The 17,829-nt window shown below is 40.7% G+C and carries 15 protein-coding genes; all 15 read left to right on the forward strand.

The annotated features are described in order from the left end of the window. Positions 1–502 precede the first annotated feature (502 nt). The 15 genes from wcaK (at position 503) to gndA (ending at position 17,769) form a co-directional block, all read left to right on the forward strand. Positions 503–1,783 (forward strand): colanic acid biosynthesis pyruvyl transferase WcaK, encoded by a 1,281-nt coding sequence (gene wcaK, locus A9587_RS17080; protein ID WP_016248891.1) that lies wholly within the window; start codon positions 503–505, stop codon positions 1,781–1,783. Then, a complete protein-coding gene (gene wcaL, locus A9587_RS17085; RefSeq protein WP_105264043.1) occupies positions 1,780–3,000 on the forward strand; it encodes a colanic acid biosynthesis glycosyltransferase WcaL in 1,221 nt (406 codons plus the stop codon). Before wcaK ends, wcaL begins: the two co-directional genes overlap by 4 nt. Positions 3,001–3,010: 10 nt before the next feature. Further along, positions 3,011–4,405 carry a colanic acid biosynthesis protein WcaM gene (gene wcaM / locus A9587_RS17090; protein ID WP_105264044.1) on the forward strand — a complete coding sequence of 465 codons (1,395 nt, stop codon included), beginning with the start codon at positions 3,011–3,013 and terminating at the stop codon, positions 4,403–4,405. Between the two features lie 174 nt (positions 4,406–4,579). Further along, positions 4,580–5,473 (forward strand): UTP--glucose-1-phosphate uridylyltransferase GalF, encoded by an 894-nt coding sequence (gene galF, locus A9587_RS17095; RefSeq protein ID WP_016248888.1) that lies wholly within the window; start codon positions 4,580–4,582, stop codon positions 5,471–5,473. Positions 5,474–5,796: 323 nt separating this feature from the next. Then, on the forward strand, positions 5,797–7,047 hold the full coding sequence (locus A9587_RS17105) for an oligosaccharide flippase family protein (protein ID WP_228029476.1): 1,251 nt from the start codon (positions 5,797–5,799) through the stop codon (positions 7,045–7,047). Further along, entirely contained in the window at positions 7,034–8,053 is a 1,020-nt protein-coding gene (locus A9587_RS17110) for a polysaccharide pyruvyl transferase family protein (protein ID WP_001516624.1), read from the forward strand. The genes A9587_RS17105 and A9587_RS17110 overlap by 14 nt, the downstream gene beginning before the upstream one ends. Then, positions 8,029–9,147 carry a glycosyltransferase gene (locus A9587_RS17115; protein ID WP_233432057.1) on the forward strand — a complete coding sequence of 373 codons (1,119 nt, stop codon included), beginning with the start codon at positions 8,029–8,031 and terminating at the stop codon, positions 9,145–9,147. Before A9587_RS17110 ends, A9587_RS17115 begins: the two co-directional genes overlap by 25 nt. Continuing rightward, positions 9,144–10,259 carry an EpsG family protein gene (locus A9587_RS17120; protein WP_105281936.1) on the forward strand — a complete coding sequence of 372 codons (1,116 nt, stop codon included), beginning with the start codon at positions 9,144–9,146 and terminating at the stop codon, positions 10,257–10,259. The genes A9587_RS17115 and A9587_RS17120 overlap by 4 nt, the downstream gene beginning before the upstream one ends. Beyond that, positions 10,260–11,390, forward strand: a complete 1,131-nt coding sequence (locus A9587_RS17125) for a glycosyltransferase (RefSeq protein ID WP_001516621.1) — start codon at positions 10,260–10,262, stop codon at positions 11,388–11,390. Next, a complete protein-coding gene (gene fnlA / locus A9587_RS17130; protein ID WP_001516620.1) occupies positions 11,377–12,411 on the forward strand; it encodes a UDP-N-acetylglucosamine 4,6-dehydratase/5-epimerase in 1,035 nt (344 codons plus the stop codon). The genes A9587_RS17125 and fnlA overlap by 14 nt, the downstream gene beginning before the upstream one ends. Position 12,412: 1 nt before the next feature. Continuing rightward, a complete protein-coding gene (gene wbjC / locus A9587_RS17135) occupies positions 12,413–13,519 on the forward strand; it encodes a UDP-2-acetamido-2,6-beta-L-arabino-hexul-4-ose reductase (protein WP_001516619.1) in 1,107 nt (368 codons plus the stop codon). Further along, positions 13,516–14,646, forward strand: coding sequence for a non-hydrolyzing UDP-N-acetylglucosamine 2-epimerase (gene wecB / locus A9587_RS17140; protein ID WP_001516618.1), 1,131 nt, complete (start codon positions 13,516–13,518; stop codon positions 14,644–14,646). Before wbjC ends, wecB begins: the two co-directional genes overlap by 4 nt. Continuing rightward, a complete protein-coding gene (locus A9587_RS17145; protein ID WP_105263676.1) occupies positions 14,646–15,854 on the forward strand; it encodes a glycosyltransferase family 4 protein in 1,209 nt (402 codons plus the stop codon). Before wecB ends, A9587_RS17145 begins: the two co-directional genes overlap by 1 nt. Then, positions 15,845–16,252: a WbuC family cupin fold metalloprotein gene (locus A9587_RS17150; protein ID WP_001516616.1), complete on the forward strand. Its 408-nt coding sequence runs from the start codon at positions 15,845–15,847 to the stop codon at positions 16,250–16,252. Before A9587_RS17145 ends, A9587_RS17150 begins: the two co-directional genes overlap by 10 nt. 110 nt (positions 16,253–16,362) lie before the next feature. Next, entirely contained in the window at positions 16,363–17,769 is a 1,407-nt protein-coding gene (gndA, locus tag A9587_RS17155; RefSeq protein ID WP_001516615.1) for an NADP-dependent phosphogluconate dehydrogenase, read from the forward strand. The last annotated feature ends 60 nt before the right edge of the window (positions 17,770–17,829 follow it).

A 17,829-nucleotide genomic window follows, 5' to 3' on the forward strand; every position in this document is an offset into this window, starting at 1 on the left:
TTCAGTGCCCGGATCTTGTAGGCCTGATAATACGCGTCAGCGTCGCATCAGGCGTTGAATGCCGGATGCGGCGTAAAACGCCTTATCCGGCCTACGGTTCAGTGCCCGGATCTTGTAGGCCTGATAATACGCGTCAGCGTCGCATCAGGCGTTGAATGCCGGATGCGGCGTAAAACGCCTTATCCGGCCTACGGTTCAGTGCTCGGATTTTGTAGGCCTGATAAGACGCGTCAGCTTCGCATCAGGCGTTGAATGCCGGATGCGGCGTAAAACGCCTTATCCGGCCTACGGTTCAGTGCTCGGATTTTGTAGGCCTGATAAGACGCGTCAGCGTCGCATCAGGCGCTGAATGCCGGGTGCGGCGTAAAACGCCTTATCCGGCCTACGGTTCAGTGCTCGGATCTTGTAGGCCTGATAAGACGCGTCAGCGTCGCATCAGGCAAAAAGCGGCAACGAACACAACGAACACAACCTCACCTGGCATCAAATTTATGAGGAAAAAATGAAATTACTTATTCTGGGCAACCACACTTGCGGCAACCGCGGCGACAGCGCCATTTTGCGTGGCTTACTTGATGCCATCAACATCCTCAATCCACACGCCGAAGTGGACGTGATGAGCCGCTATCCGGTCAGTTCTTCCTGGCTGCTTAACCGCCCGGTAATGGGCGATCCGCTGTTCCTGCAAATGAAACAACACAACAGCGCGGCGGGCGTTGTCGGGCGCGTAAAAAAAGTCCTCCGTCGCCGCTACCAACACCAGGTATTGCTCTCTCGCGTCACCGACACCGGCAAGCTGCGTAATATTGCCATCGCCCAGGGATTTACCGACTTCGTGCGCTTGCTTTCAGGTTACGACGCCATTATTCAGGTCGGCGGTTCGTTTTTTGTCGATCTCTACGGCGTACCGCAGTTTGAACACGCCCTGTGCACCTTTATGGCGAAAAAGCCGCTGTTTATGATTGGTCACAGCGTCGGCCCGTTCCAGGATGAGCAATTTAACCAACTGGCTAACTACGTTTTTGGTCACTGCGATGCATTGATCCTGCGCGAATCGGTCAGCCTTGAGCTGATGAAACGCAGCAATATCACTACCGCAAAAGTCGAACACGGCGTCGATACCGCCTGGCTGGTCGATCATCACACTGAAGATTACACCGCCAGCTACGCTGTCCAACACTGGCTGGGCGTCGCATCCCAACAGAAAACCGTGGCAATTACTCTGCGCGAACTGGCACCGTTCGATAAACGCCTCGGCACCACTCAACAAGCGTATGAACAAGCCTTTGCCGGGGTGGTCAATCGCATTCTCGACGAAGGGTATCAGGTCATTGCGCTTTCCACCTGTACGGGCATCGACAGCTACAACAAAGATGACCGCATGGTGGCGCTCAACCTGCGCCAGCACATCAGCGATCCTTCCCGTTACCACGTGGTGATGGATGAACTTAACGATCTGGAAATGGGCAAAATTCTCGCTGCCTGTGAACTCACTGTCGGTACGCGCCTGCACTCCGCCATTATCTCTATGAACTTTGCCACTCCGGCAATTGCTATCAACTACGAGCATAAATCCGCCGGGATTATGCAACAACTGGGGCTGCCGGAGATGGCGATGGATATTCGTCATTTATTAGACGGCAGCCTGCAAGCGATGGTTGCGGATACCTTAGGCCAGCTTCCGGCGCTGAACGCGCGACTTAGCGAAGCCGTCAGTCGCGAACGCCAGGCAGGAATGCAGATGGTGCAGTCTGTACTGGAACGCATCGGGGAGGCGAAATGAAGGTTGGCTTCTTTTTACTGAAATTCCCGCTGTCGTCGGAAACCTTCGTCCTCAACCAAATTACTGCGTTTATTGATATGGGCTTTGAGGTGGAGATTGTCGCGCTGCAAAAAGGCGATACGCAAAACACCCATGCGGCATGGACGCAATACAACCTTGCCGCTAAAACTCGCTGGTTACAGGACGAACCTCAGGGCAAAGTAGCGAAACTACGCCATCGTGCCAGCCAGACCTTACGCGGCATTCATCGTAAAAACACCTGGCAGGCGCTCAACCTCAAACGCTATGGCGCTGAGTCACGAAACCTGATTTTGTCTGCCATTTGTGGTCAGGTCGCAACACCGTTTCGCGCCGATGTGTTCATCGCTCATTTTGGCCCTGCGGGGGTAACCGCAGCCAAATTGCGTGAACTGGGGGTGATTCGCGGCAAAATCGCCACTATCTTCCACGGCATTGATATTTCCAGCCGGGAAGTGCTCAACCACTACACCCCCGAATATCAACAACTGTTTCGCCGTGGCGAGCTGATGTTACCAATAAGCGAACTGTGGGCCGGAAGGCTGCAAAAAATGGGCTGCCCCAGAGAAAAAATCGCCGTATCGCGTATGGGCGTGGACATGACGCGCTTTAGCCCGCGTCCGGTGAAAGCACCCGCAACGCCGCTGGAAATCATTTCCGTCGCACGCTTAACCGAGAAAAAAGGCCTGCATGTGGCGATCGAAGCCTGCCGTCAGTTGAAAGAGCAGGGTGTGGCGTTTCGCTATCGCATCCTCGGCATCGGCCCGTGGGAGCGGCGTTTACGCACGCTCATCGAACAGTATCAATTGGAAGATATGGTGGAGATGCCGGGGTTTAAACCGAGCCACGAAGTGAAGGCGATGCTCGACGACGCGGATGTCTTCCTGCTGCCATCGGTTACGGGCGCGGACGGCGATATGGAAGGTATTCCGGTGGCGCTAATGGAAGCGATGGCGGTTGGCATTCCGGTGGTTTCTACTCTGCATAGCGGAATACCGGAACTGGTGGAGGCCGATAAATCCGGCTGGCTGGTGCCTGAGAACGATGCTCGCGCACTGGCGCAACGACTGGCGGCGTTTAGCCAACTGGATGCCGACAAACTGGCTCCGGTTATCAAACGTGCGCGCGAAAAAGTCGAACATGATTTTAACCAGCAGGTGATTAACCGAGAACTCGCCAGCTTGTTGCAGGCTTTATAGAGGAGAACGTATGCCATTTAAAAAACTCTCCCGACGTACCTTCCTGACGGCAGGCTCCGCGCTTGCTTTCCTCCATACTCCTTTTGCCCGTGCAATTCCTGCCCGACAAAGCGTTAACATCAATGACTACAATTCCAAAGACTGGATAGCCTTGTTTAAACAGGCTTTCAGCGAAGGGCAAACGGTCGTTGTGCCTGGCGGATTTGTTTGCGACAACATCAACACCGGCATCTTCATCCCTCCCGGTAAAACGTTACGCATCCTTGGAAGCCTGCGCGGCAACGGCAGAGGGCGATTTGTCTTACAGGACGGCAGCCAGGTGACAGGGGGGAAGGGCGGTAGTATGCATAACATCACCCTGGATGTGCGCGGTTCTGATTGCGTCATTAAAGACCTGGCGATGAGCGGTTTTGGCCCGGTGACGCAGATCTATATTGGCGGCAAAAACAAGCGGGTCATGCGCAATCTGGTCATTGACAACCTCACGGTCAGCCACGCCAACTACGCCATCTTACGCCAGGGATTTCATAACCAGATTATCGGTGCCAACATCACCCATTGTAAGTTCAGCGATTTACAGGGCGACGCCATCGAATGGAATGTGGCGATTAACGACCGCGATATTTTAATTTCCGACCACGTAATAGAACGCATCAACTGTACTAATGGCAAAATCAACTGGGGTATTGGCATAGGCCTTGCGGGAAGTACTTACGATAACAACTATCCGGAAGACCAGGCAGTGAAAAACTTTGTCGTAGCGAATATCACTGGCTCTGATTGTCGGCAACTAATTCATGTTGAAAATGGCAAGCATTTCATTATCCGTAATATTAAAGCGCGTAATATTACGCCGGATTTCAGTAAGAAAGCGGGTATTGATAATGCCACAGTTGCGATATATGGATGTGATAACTTTGTTATTGACCAGATAGAAATGGTTAATAGTGCCGGAATGTTAATCGGCTACGGTGTCATTAAAGGCAGGTATCTCTCCATACCGCAAAATTTCAAACTGAATAATATTCACCTTGATAATACTCACCTTGCCTGGAAATTGCGCGGAATACAAATTTCGGCAGGCAATGCAACTTCTTTTGTGGCGCTGACCAACATTGAAATGAAGCGTGCGTCGCTGGAACTGCACAACAAACCGCAACATCTTTTTATGCGAAATATCAAAGTGATGCAGGAATCCTCTGTGGGGCCAGCATTGACCATGAACTTCGACTTGCGTAAAGACGTTCGTGGCACATTTATGGCAAAGAACGAGACCTTACTGTCACTGGCAAATGTTCATTCGGTGAATGAAAAAGGACAAAGTTCAGTCGATATCGACAGGATTAATTACCACATTGTTAATGTGGAAAAGATTAACTTTCGATTGCCGGAACGGGGGAAGTAGAATTGCGACCATTCCTGGAAAAATGGAGCCATACTTAAGAATAACGCTACTGCAATCCTGAGCGAAGCGGCGTAACATCGGAAGTAAATCAGTCATCAGTTCAGGGTAATTGATGCTGGCGAAAAAAATCGAACAAGCTATAATTCAGCAACCATTTTACAGGTGGATGAAATAATGACGAATTTAAAAGCAGTTATTCCTGTAGCGGGTCTTGGGATGCATATGTTGCCTGCCACTAAGGCGATTCCTAAAGAGATGCTACCGATCGTCGACAAGCCAATGATTCAGTACATTGTTGACGAGATTGTGGCTGCAGGGATCAAAGAAATCCTCCTGGTAACTCATGCGTCCAAGAACGCGGTCGAAAACCACTTCGACACCTCATATGAATTAGAATCTCTCCTTGAGCTGCGCGTGAAGCGTCAACTGCTGGCGGAAGTGCAGTCCATCTGTCCGCCGGGCGTGACCATTATGAACGTGCGTCAGGGTGAACCTTTAGGTTTAGGCCACTCCATTTTGTGCGCGCGACCTGCCATTGGCGACAATCCGTTTGTCGTGGTGTTGCCAGACGTTGTTATTGACGACGCCAGCGCCGATCCGCTGCGTTACAACCTTGCTGCCATGATTGCGCGCTTTAACGAAACGGGCCGCAGCCAGGTACTGGCAAAACGTATGCCGGGCGACCTCTCTGAATACTCCGTCATCCAGACCAAAGAGCCGCTGGACCGTGAAGGCAAAGTTAGCCGTATTGTTGAATTTATTGAAAAACCGGATCAGCCGCAGACGCTGGACTCAGACATAATGGCTGTTGGTCGTTATGTCCTTTCTGCCGATATTTGGCCTGAACTGGAACGCACTCAGCCAGGTGCATGGGGACGTATACAGTTGACAGATGCCATTGCTGAACTGGCTAAAAAACAAGCCGTTGATGCCATGTTAATGACCGGTGACAGCTACGACTGCGGTAAAAAAATGGGCTATATGCAGGCGTTTGTGAAGTATGGGCTGCGTAACCTGAAAGAAGGGGCGAAGTTCCGCAAAGGTATTGAGAAGCTGTTAAGCGAATAATGAAAATCTGACCGGATGTAACGGTTAATAAGAAAATCATAACGGCAGTGAAGATTTGTGGCGAAAGTAATTTGTTGCGAATCTTCCTGCCGTTGTTGCTTTATAAACTTTCAGAATAACAACGACTTAGCAATAGGATTTTAGTCAAACTTTTCCAGGATTTTCCTTGTTTCCAGAGCGGATTGGTAAGACAATTAGCGTTTGAATTTTTCGGGTTTAGCGCGAGTGGGTAACGCTCGTCACATCGTAGGCATGTATGCAGTGCTCTGGTAGCTGTAAAGCCAGGGGCGGTAGCGTGGGTAATCAAATAATTAAGCGATGATATGCAGAGATTATTTTTTAAGAGAAAAGTTCCTGCCAGTTTTTTTTATATGCTTGAAAAATATACGAATGTCGTTTTTCTGGCATTATTCACATTTTTAATGGCAAAAATTATATCTACTGAAGATTTCGGTGTTATTAGTAATGCTGATGCAATAATAGCAATTGTTTCGATCTTTTCTTTTCAGGGGTTGGAGCAATTAGTTCAAAGGGAAATTGTTAATGAGCGAAAAGACGAACCAAACATAATAGGAGCTGCTCTGTTATTTAAAATTCCAGGAATTATCTTAGGACTTATAATTGCTTGGATATGGTCTATGTGGATAGATGATTCACGGCTCAGTGCATGCATATTAATATTTAGTGGATTAATTATCGCGCGGTCATTAACAGTTTTTTCCTCTTCTTTTATTGCAAAAGATAAATATTTAAATTTCACTCTAATAGGAATATGTACATATGTCTTATTTTTCTTTATTAAGATGTTTGTATTATATTACGCACCTTCTCTTTTTTACATAGCAATTGTCACTGTTACAGAAAATTTGTTCTTAATTTTATTATATTACATATATGGATGTGATAAAATAAGTTTTACAAATAAACTTGTAAAAAAATATATTAAAATTTTTTATTACGAAGGATTTTATTTAATACTGTCTGGGGCAATGGTTGTAATTTACACAAAGACAGACCAACTATATATTGCGAAGTTTATGTCTTATACAGTATTGGCTAATTATGCAATAGCTCTTAAATTTTTAATGCTGTATATAGTACCTAGTTCAATTTTTACATTGAGTTTTGTGCCAAAGTTAAATAAAAACAATAAAGAATACGCTAAAAATGTACGTGCTATGTTATTAGGTTCATTGTTTTTTGGTGTTGCATTTGGTTGTATTTGTGCATTGACTACACCTTTTTTGATAGAATTAATGTATGGGGAAAAATATAACTTGGCAGAGAGTTATATCATTGGTCTAAGCCTTGTCATTCCATTTTGTTTTATATTAAACTCGACTGGCCGCTATTTTGTAAATGAGGGGCTGGGTAAAATTGTATTTCAAAGAAATTTAATTGCGCTATTGTATAATATTATGGGGGGGTATTTTCTGATCAAATATGGTGGAGCTTGGGGGGGAGTGGTTGCAATTGTATCAAGCTACGCTATCAGTGCGTTGATTGTTGTTCTTTGTGGTAGAAAATCTCGTAAGGTTTTATTAAGAGCGTTTATAGAAAATGAAAATAAATAATTTAATAATGCGGTTTGGTTTGAATAAATATTTTGGCACTTTTACGGATTATGAAAATGTTATTTGTTTATATAATACAAGTATATCATCATTGAATGTCGGTGATGAAATTATAAATGCATCGGGTTTAGAACAGATTAAAACCATATTTGCTACAGAGCAAGTCTATCATATATCTACACATGTTGGTTCAAAATCAATAGGAATCCATCATGCAAATTTATGTAAAGAAAGAATTGTTTGTGGTTCAAATCTTTTATGTGACACGATGTTCAGAAGTGCAAATTGGGAGTTAAGCCCCCTCGATATATTAAAAATGAAAAAAGTAGTACTTATGGGAGTCGGTTGGAATAAATATGGATCTCGTACATCTCGGTTTACCGCTAAATATTACAGGAAGCTTCTTTCAGATTCTGAAAGAATACATTCAGTTCGGGATGATTACACAAGGAAAAAATTAAATGAAATAGGGGTTAATAATGTTATTAACACTGGTTGTCCGACCATGTGGATGCTCACTGGTGAGCATTGCGCAGCTATTAGAAAAGTAAAAGCAGATAAAGTTGTTTTTACTTTAACAGATTATGACAAAGATTATAAAAATGACAGGTTATTAATTGAAATTCTAAAAAGGAAATATGATAAAGTATATTTTTGGCCGCAAGGATCAGGGGATCTTAATTATTTTCGTGAAATGAAAATCAATAATATTGAAGTAGTTCCACCTAGGCTTGATGAGTATGATGCTTTATTATCAAATAATGATATAGATTTTATCGGTACTCGATTACATGGTGGAATTAGAGCGCTGCAGTATAAAAACCGAGCTCTAATTGTGGCTTTTGATAACAGAGCTATAGAAAAAGCCAAAGACTTTAATTTGCCTATTATAAATCGAAATTCTTTAGCAGAAAACTTATCAACCATGATAGACAATAATTATATAATTGATATCAAAATTAACGAGGAAAATATTCACAAGTGGAAGAGGCAATTCCAAAAATGAGAATTACACAAGTTATACCAACTCTTTCAACAGGAGGAGCTGAGCAATTTGTAATATCCTTATCTAATGAATTAAGTAAAAAAAATGATGTGACTTTAATCACCCTTTTTAAAATAAAAGATAATATAATTAGAAAAAGGTTATCAGATAAAGTAACTCTTATTGAATTGAATGGTGAAATTAATAATAAAATATCGATTTTATTTAAGTTGAATGCAGTGCTCTTGAAAACTAAGCACGATGTAATACATACTCATTTGAGTATTCCTTTTTATATATTGCCATTTGCATTTTTTTGCAAAGATAAATATAGAGTGATACATACTATTCATAATATAGCGAGATATGATGCACCGAGAAAATTGGCTAAATACATTAACAAAGCATACTTCAAGATATGTAAAGCGATACCGGTTTCAATTTCAGATATAGTATCTGAATCAGTTAAAAATTATTATAATCTTCGATATACAGAGATTATAAAAAATGGAACAGAGACTATAAGTGAAACTGTTAAATATGAGGGGGTTAAAAGGAGAGTAAAGGAACTCAGAAAACAATATACTAATGTTTTTTGTCATATAGCTAGAATGGATCCACAGAAAAATCATCGCTTATTAATAGATGTTTTAAAAAAAAATAAAGAATGTTACGTTATTTCCATGGGGGCAATTACACAAGATAATATAAAGTATGCTAAACATATAATGGATTATTCCAAAAAAATATCAAATTTTGAATATATAGGCGTTGTGGATAATGTGTCTGATTTTATAAAGTCTTCAGATGGGATTATTTTTAGCTCAGTGTATGAAGGTTTGCCTATATCTTTAATAGAAGGTATGTCTGTGGGGAAAATATGTATATCAACTCCAGCTGGAGGGATTGCTGATATATTAGATGATGAGTGTGGAGTATTAGCTAATGATTTTTCTGAAGCACAACTTGATATAGCAATAAAGAAGTTTATGTCATTTAGTGAATGTAAAAAAAGACATATGGAATATAATATTCGTAATAGATTTAAGAATGAGTTTTCAATCTCTATTTGCGCAGAAAAATATAGTCAAATATATGAGAACAATAAATCATGATATTTTATTATATTCCTCTTTGTCCATTAATTTTTGGTTTGTTATATAACAATAAAGATGTTTTTATCAGCAATTATTATTTATTTAAAAGTGAACGATTATTTCTTTGTGTATTCTTATTATTCGTGATGATTTTAACTGGATTTAAAGGATATATTGATCCAGATTATGTCAACTATAAATTTTATTTTGATCTGATTCCAGAGTTAAGATATTTAGATAGTGCGAATCTATCTAGAATTAAATTGTTAACCTCGGATGTTGAACTGTCAGTCATATATGGTATGGCAATCCTGAAAAGTTTAGGATTGGGATTTCAATACTATTACATTTTTAATTCATTACTTTTTATCTTTTTAATAGCTAAATTATCAAGTTATTTCAAAGGTTATGAATGTATTGTGGGTTTGGTGATATATTGTTTCTATATCCAACCTTTATTTATTCAGGTAAGATATCTAGTAGGTGTATTGTGTGGTTTAATTTGTTTAATGAATGTATACAAAAAAAATAAGGTAACATTAAGATCTTTGATGTATTTTTTTGTTGGATTTTTATTTCATAAAGTAATAATATTTATCGTTCCATTAGTATTGTTAAGGTTTATTTGGAAATATGTGGTGAGACATTTGTTCATCGCATTTTTATTACCATGTGTTTTCATTATTATCCCTATTGATTCTCTATTGCAATATACTTCTTTAATAAGTGATAGATATGTAAACTACTTGGCATCCAGCAGTGATCAAAAGGAACTAGGAAGTGTTCTATCATTTATTGTACGAGAAGCACTAGCGGTTGCTATGCTACTATTATTATTTGTGACGAATAACTACTCATTTGATAAAATCATCCAAACAAATCAATCTAAAGTATTGATTATGATACTGCTGGCAATGTTGAGTACATGGGCTTTAGCATGGCAGTTTGGTATGTTATATAGAATTGCGCTATTATTTGAGTTTGGTTGGGTATTTTTTCTGATTCAAAAGAATGATCGGTCAATAAATTTTGCGATATTTTTAATACTATTCATATATATGATTATACGTCTGGTTACTGGATTATCAGAACTGAAACCATATGAATTTGCAGATGGTTGGGCATACTAAATGAGAATATTAATTGATGCTTCTAACTTGAAGGTTGGAGGAGCAATACAAGTAAGTCTGAGTGTTATTAAGCAACTCTCTAGTGACAAATATCAAGACTTGGACATTTATTATGTCGTAAGTGAAAATGTGTATAAGCATGCAAAACAATTTTTAAAAAAAGATAATTTTGAAATCATTACTACAGATATAAAAACTATAATTCCATGGAATAAAGGCAGGAAAAGAATTAAAGAATTGTCTGAGAGTTATGATGTAATATTTACCATTTTTGGGCCAACATATTGGGGAACTTGTGGAGCAAGACACTTAATAGGTTTTGCTAATCCTTGGATTGTTTCTCAGCATAGTATTGCTTATAAAAAATTAAATGTAATTAGAAGAACGCTTACGAAAATAAAGGTAGGGATACAAAGTTACTTATTATGGGATCCGTTTAGTTATTATGTTACAGAAACCGAAGCAATAAGGAAGTTATTCATAAAAAAATTCAACTGTGGCAATGATAAAATAAAAGTTGTTCCCAATTGTTTAAATTATGTTTTTAATGATCTTCATGCTGAAGAGATTAATGATAAATTTAATCTACGATCTCTTAAATGCATAAAGTTTGTCACGATAACCCATAATTACCCACATAAAAATTTATCAGTTATCCCAGAGGTCTACACTGAACTTCAAAAGTTAGGCGTAAACTGCAAATTTATAATCACCATTAACGAAAATGATTATGAAAAACAATCAGATATTTTTAAATCGGCTACGTTAAATTTAGGACCGGTTAGTATAAATGATTGTCCAGCTATATATAAATATTGTGATATTTTATTCTTACCAACATTGTTGGAATGCTTTACTGCAAGTTATCTTGAGTCAATGAAAATGCAACTCCCAATTTGTACAAGTGATTTAGATTTTGCTAGAACGCTTTGTGGAAATGCGGCTGTTTATTTCAATCCATTAGATGCGAAAGATATTGCACACAAATTAAATAAAGTGATCAATGATGATTATTTGAAAGATAAATTATTACGAGCAGGGGATGAAATAATAAAACAATTCCCTGACCATATTTCAAGAGTAGAAAGTTACATATCAATTATTAATGGGATGAATTATGTTCAAAAATAAAAAATTACTCATCACTGGCGGTACTGGATCATTTGGAAATGCTGTCCTCAATCGCTTCTTAGACACTGATATTTCTGAAATTAGGATTTTTTCTCGCGATGAAAAAAAACAAGATGATATGCGGAAAAAATATAATAATCAAAAAATTAAATTCTACATTGGCGATGTTCGTGATTATAGGAGTATTCTAAATGCATCTCGTGGAGTCGATTATATTTATCACGCAGCAGCATTAAAACAAGTTCCCTCATGTGAATTTCACCCTATGGAGGCAGTAAAAACAAATGTGTTAGGAACTGAGAATGTACTGGAAGCTGCGATAGCTAATGAAGTTAAACGAGTCGTTTGTTTAAGCACTGACAAAGCAGTATATCCCATCAATGCAATGGGAATCTCAAAAGCGATGATGGAAAAAGTAATGGTGGCCAAGTCACGTAATTTAGATAGCTCTAAAACCATCATTTGCGGAACTCGCTACGGTAATGTTATGGCATCTCGTGGTTCTGTTATTCCTCTTTTTGTTGATTTAATAAAAGCTGGAAAACCACTAACCGTTACCGATCCTAATATGACCCGGTTTATGATGACTCTTGAAGATGCTGTAGACTTGGTTCTTTATGCATTTGAACATGGTAATAATGGTGATATTTTTGTACAGAAGGCACCAGCAGCGACTATTGAAACGTTAGCAATTGCTCTGAAGGATTTATTGGATGTTAATGAGCACCCTGTTGCTATTATCGGCACTAGGCACGGTGAAAAGTTATACGAGGCGCTATTGAGTCGTGAGGAAATGATCGCTGCAGTGGATATGGGAGATTATTACCGTGTCCCACCAGATCTACGTGACCTCAACTATGGTAAATATGTTGAGCATGGCGATTGTAGAATTTCAGAAATTGAAGACTATAACTCACATAATACAGAAAGATTAGATGTCAATGGAATGAAAGAATTATTACTCAAATTGCCTTTTATTCGAGCTTTGAGGGCTGGTGAGGCCTTTGAATTGGATTTATGAGATGAAAATATTAATTACTGGTTCTAAAGGGTTTATTGCTCGTAATTTAATTTATCGTTTGCTGGAGGCCGGCTTTAAAGATCTGATAACTATCGACCGCAAATCATCTTTGCAAGAGTTAGAACAAGGAATTAAAGTTGCTGATTTTATTTATCATCTTGCTGGTGTAAATAGACCAAAGGAGGAGTATGAGTATCAAGAAGGAAATACAGACCTTACAAAATTAATTGTTGACTTTCTGCTTAGTAATGCAAAAAAGACTCCTATTATGTTTAGTTCCTCCATTCAGGCTGAATGTGATAACGCGTATGGAAAAAGCAAGGCATCGGCGGAAAAAATTATTCAACATTATGGTCATATTAGTGGCGCAGAATATTATATCTACCGATTACCAAATGTGTTCGGTAAGTGGTGTCGACCAAATTACAACTCTTTTGTTGCAACTTTTTGTTATAGGATAGCTAACGATCAAGATATCACCATTCATGATCCGACAGCAGAGGTCGAGCTTGTTTATATTGATGATTTTTGTACAGATGCTATCAACTTATTAAATAACAAGTACGCGCCAGGTTTTAAAAATATAAAGCCCACGTATTTAGTAACAGTGGGTGAGGTAGCAAATCAAATTTATAAATTTAAAGAAAGTAGACATACTCTTATTACGGAAAATGTTGGTAAGGGGTTTACGCGAGCGTTATATTCAACTTGGCTTAGTTACTTGCAACCAGAGCAGTTCGTGTATGCAGTGCCTTCCTATAGTGATGAAAGAGGAGTGTTCTGCGAGGTTTTAAAAACCCATTCCGCTGGACAATTTTCATTTTTTACCGCGCTTCCAGGAGTAACACGTGGAGGGCACTATCATCATACAAAGAATGAAAAATTTATCGTTATTCGTGGTAAAGCATGTTTTAGGTTTAAAAATGTTTTAACAGGAGAACGATATGAGATTAATGTTGCGTCAGATGAATATAAAATTGTAGAAACTGTGCCAGGCTGGTCCCATGATATTACTAATACGGGTCATGATGAATTAATCGTAATATTGTGGGCGAATGAAGTATTTAATCGTGATCAACCTGATACTATAGCGAGTGTTTTATCGTGAAAAAATTGAAAGTCATGTCGGTTGTTGGGACTCGTCCAGAAATTATTCGACTCTCGCGCGTTCTTGCAAAATTAGATGAATATTGTGACCACCTTATTGTTCATACTGGGCAAAATTATGATTATGAATTGAATGAAGTCTTTTTCAAAGATTTGGGTGTTCGCAAGCCTGATTATTTTCTTAATGCCGCAGGTAAAAATGCAGCAGAGACTATTGGGCAGGTTATCATTAAAGTTGATGAGGTCCTTGAACAGGAAAAACCAGAAGCAATGTTAGTTCTTGGCGATACTAACTCCTGTATCTCAGCTATACCAGCAAAGCGTCGAAGAATTCCAATCTTCCATATGGAGGCTGGGAATCGTTGTTTTGACCAACGCGTACCGGAGGAAACTAACAGAAAAATAGTTGATCATACTGCTGATATCAATATGACGTATAGTGATATCGCTCGTGAATATCTTTTAGCTGAAGGTGTACCAGCCGATAGGATTATTAAAACCGGTAGCCCAATGTTTGAGGTGCTTACTCATTATATGCCGCAAATTGATGGTTCCGATGTGCTTTCTCGTCTGAATTTAATATCTGGAAATTTCTTTGTGGTAAGTGCTCACAGAGAAGAAAATGTTGATACTCCTAAACAACTTGCGAAACTAGCGAATATACTTAATACTGTGGCTGAAAAACATGACATCCCGGTAGTTGTTTCTACTCATCCACGTACTCGTAACCGCATCAATGAAAACGGTATTCAATTCCATAAAAATATCTTACTCCTTAAGCCATTAGGATTTCACGATTACAACAATCTGCAAAAAAATGCACGCGCAGTTTTATCGGATAGTGGAACTATTACCGAAGAATCCTCCATTATGAATTTCCCCGCACTTAATATACGAGAAGCGCACGAACGCCCGGAAGGCTTCGAAGAGGGGGCTGTAATGATGGTTGGTCTCGAGACTGAACGAGTTTTGCAAGCATTAGAAATTATTGTAACACAGCCTCGAGGAGAAACACGTTTACTTCGTCAGGTCAGTGACTACAGTATGCCAAACGTTTCAGATAAAGTTGTGCGTATTATTCATTCATATACTGATTACGTTAAACGGGTTGTCTGGAAACAATACTAATGAAACTTGCATTAATCATTGATGATTATTTGCCCTATAGCACGCGTGTTGGGGCTAAAATGTTTCATGAGTTAGGTCAGGAATTGCTGCGAAGGGGACATGATGTAACGGTAATTACGCCTGACATCACAATACAAACAATCTATTCTGTTAGCATGATTGACGGTGTAAAGGTATGGCGTTTCAAAAGTGGACCATTAAAGGATATAGGTAAGGCTAAGCGTGCCATAAATGAAACACTTTTATCTTTTCGTGCATGGCACGCATTAAAGCACCTCATCCAACATGATACATTTGATGGTATCGTTTATTATTCTCCATCTATTTTTTGGGGAGGCTTGGTTAAAAAAATTAAACAGCGATGCCAGTGCCCAAGCTATCTGGTCCTAAGGGATATGTTTCCACAGTGGATCATTGATGCTGGTATGTTGAAAGCCGGTTCGCCAATTGAAAAATATTTCAGGTATTTTGAAAAAAAATCATATCAACAGGCTGACTGGATTGGGTTAATGTCTGATAAGAATCTTGAGATATTTCGTCAGGCCAATAAAGGTTATCCGTGTGAAGTTTTACGTAATTGGGCCTCAATGACTCCTGTGTCTGCCGGCGATGATTATCATTCACTTCGTCAAAAATACGATCTAAAAGATAAAGTCATTTTTTTCTATGGCGGTAATATTGGGCATGCTCAGGATATGGCAAACTTAATGCGCCTTGCGCGTAATATGATGCGTCATCATGATGCTCATTTCCTGTTTATAGGGCAGGGTGATGAAGTTGACCTGATTAATTCTCTTGCTGCAGAGTGGAATTTAACTAATTTCACTCATCTACCTTCAGTGAACCAGGAAGAGTTTAAATTAATTTTATCTGAAGTTGATGTTGGCCTGTTCTCCCTTTCGTCTCGCCATTCTTCACATAATTTCCCCGGGAAATTACTAGGGTATATGGTTCAATCAATCCCGATCCTTGGGAGTGTGAATGGCGGTAATGATCTAATGGATGTAATTAATAAGCACGGGGCTGGGTTCATTCATGTTAATGGTGAAGATGATAAACTGTTTGAATCTGCACAATTGCTTCTTACGGATTTGGCTTTAAGAAAGCAGTTAGGTCAGAACGCTAATGTGTTGTTAAAATCTCAATTTTCGGTTGAATCGGCGGCACATACTATCGAAGTCCGACTGGAGGCAGGAGAATGCGTTTAGTTGATGACAATATTTTGGATGAACTTTTTCGCACTGCAGCAAATTCTGAACGTTTGCGCGCTCATTATTTATTGCACGCATCTCATCAGGAGAAGGTTCAACGTTTACTTATTGCATTTGTACGCGACAGTTATGTTGAACCCCATTGGCATGAGTTACCGCATCAGTGGGAAATGTTTGTCGTCGTGCAAGGGCAATTAGAAGTGTGTTTATATGGAAAAAATGGTGAGATCCAAAAACAGTTTGTTGTTGGAGACGGTACGGGAATAAGCGTCGTGGAATTTTCCCCAGGTGATATACATAGTGTCAAATGCCTGTCACCGAAAGCCCTTATGTTGGAGATAAAGGAGGGTCCATTTGACCCACTGAAAGCTAAGGCTTTTTCTAAGTGGTTATAGGGCGATACACCACCGTTTATTCTTCTATCTTATTCTATACATGCTGGGTTACCATCTTAGTTTCTTCAAGCCGCACACCCCGCGGTGACCACCCCTGACAGGAGTAAACAATGTCAAAGCAACAGATCGGCGTCGTCGGTATGGCAGTGATGGGACGCAACCTTGCGCTCAACATCGAAAGCCGTGGTTATACCGTCTCTATTTTCAACCGTTCCCGTGAAAAGACGGAAGAAGTTATTGCCGAAAATCCAGGCAAGAAACTGGTTCCTTACTATACGGTGAAAGAGTTCGTTGAATCTCTTGAAACGCCTCGTCGCATCCTGTTAATGGTGAAAGCAGGTGCAGGCACGGATGCTGCTATTGATTCCCTCAAGCCATATCTCGATAAAGGTGACATCATTATTGATGGTGGTAACACCTTCTTCCAGGACACTATTCGTCGCAACCGTGAGCTTTCCGCAGAAGGGTTTAACTTCATCGGTACGGGTGTTTCCGGTGGTGAAGAGGGTGCGCTGAAAGGTCCTTCCATTATGCCGGGTGGGCAGAAGGAAGCCTATGAACTGGTTGCGCCAATCCTTACCAAAATCGCCGCCGTGGCTGAAGATGGTGAACCGTGCGTTACCTATATTGGTGCCGATGGCGCAGGTCACTATGTGAAGATGGTTCACAACGGTATTGAATACGGTGATATGCAACTGATTGCGGAAGCCTATTCTCTGCTGAAAGGTGGCCTGAACCTCTCCAACGAAGAACTGGCACAGACCTTTACCGAGTGGAATAACGGTGAACTGAGCAGCTACCTGATCGACATCACTAAAGATATCTTCACCAAAAAAGATGAAGACGGTAACTACCTGGTTGATGTGATCCTGGATGAAGCAGCAAACAAAGGTACTGGTAAGTGGACCAGCCAGAGTGCACTGGATCTCGGTGAGCCTCTGTCGCTGATCACTGAATCAGTGTTTGCACGTTATATCTCTTCTCTGAAAGATCAGCGCGTTGCCGCGTCTAAAGTACTGTCTGGCCCACAAGCACAGCCAGCAGGTAACAAAGCTGAATTCATCGAGAAAGTTCGCCGTGCGCTGTATCTGGGCAAAATTGTTTCTTACGCTCAGGGCTTCTCTCAACTGCGTGCCGCGTCTGAAGAGTACAACTGGGATCTGAACTACGGCGAAATCGCGAAGATTTTCCGTGCTGGCTGCATCATCCGTGCGCAGTTCCTGCAGAAAATCACCGATGCATATGCCGAAAATCCGCAGATCGCTAACCTGCTGCTGGCTCCGTACTTCAAGCAAATTGCCGATGACTACCAGCAGGCGCTGCGTGATGTCGTTGCTTATGCAGTACAGAACGGTATCCCGGTTCCAACCTTCGCCGCTGCGGTTGCCTATTATGACAGCTACCGTGCCGCTGTTCTGCCTGCGAACCTGATCCAGGCACAGCGTGATTATTTCGGTGCACATACTTATAAGCGCATCGATAAAGAAGGTGTGTTCCATACCGAATGGCTGGATTAATCTGATCTAACCAACAATAAATTGAGGCCCGGCGTATATTGCGCCGGGCTTTTTTTTACC

Source organism: Escherichia sp. MOD1-EC6162 (assembly GCF_002965125.1).
In the GTDB taxonomy this organism is placed as follows: Bacteria; Pseudomonadota; Gammaproteobacteria; order Enterobacterales; family Enterobacteriaceae; genus Escherichia; species Escherichia marmotae.

Coding starts and splice junctions, on each gene's coding strand:
- wcaK (WP_016248891.1), top strand. CDS start 503: ATGAAATTACTTATTCTGGGCAACCACACTTGCGGCAACCGCGGCGAC.
- wcaL (WP_105264043.1), top strand. CDS start 1,780: ATGAAGGTTGGCTTCTTTTTACTGAAATTCCCGCTGTCGTCGGAAACC.
- wcaM (WP_105264044.1), top strand. CDS start 3,011: ATGCCATTTAAAAAACTCTCCCGACGTACCTTCCTGACGGCAGGCTCC.
- galF (WP_016248888.1), top strand. CDS start 4,580: ATGACGAATTTAAAAGCAGTTATTCCTGTAGCGGGTCTTGGGATGCAT.
- A9587_RS17105 (WP_228029476.1), top strand. CDS start 5,797: ATGCAGAGATTATTTTTTAAGAGAAAAGTTCCTGCCAGTTTTTTTTAT.
- A9587_RS17110 (WP_001516624.1), top strand. CDS start 7,034: ATGAAAATAAATAATTTAATAATGCGGTTTGGTTTGAATAAATATTTT.
- A9587_RS17120 (WP_105281936.1), top strand. CDS start 9,144: ATGATATTTTATTATATTCCTCTTTGTCCATTAATTTTTGGTTTGTTA.
- A9587_RS17125 (WP_001516621.1), top strand. CDS start 10,260: ATGAGAATATTAATTGATGCTTCTAACTTGAAGGTTGGAGGAGCAATA.
- fnlA (WP_001516620.1), top strand. CDS start 11,377: ATGTTCAAAAATAAAAAATTACTCATCACTGGCGGTACTGGATCATTT.
- wbjC (WP_001516619.1), top strand. CDS start 12,413: ATGAAAATATTAATTACTGGTTCTAAAGGGTTTATTGCTCGTAATTTA.
- A9587_RS17145 (WP_105263676.1), top strand. CDS start 14,646: ATGAAACTTGCATTAATCATTGATGATTATTTGCCCTATAGCACGCGT.
- A9587_RS17150 (WP_001516616.1), top strand. CDS start 15,845: ATGCGTTTAGTTGATGACAATATTTTGGATGAACTTTTTCGCACTGCA.
- gndA (WP_001516615.1), top strand. CDS start 16,363: ATGTCAAAGCAACAGATCGGCGTCGTCGGTATGGCAGTGATGGGACGC.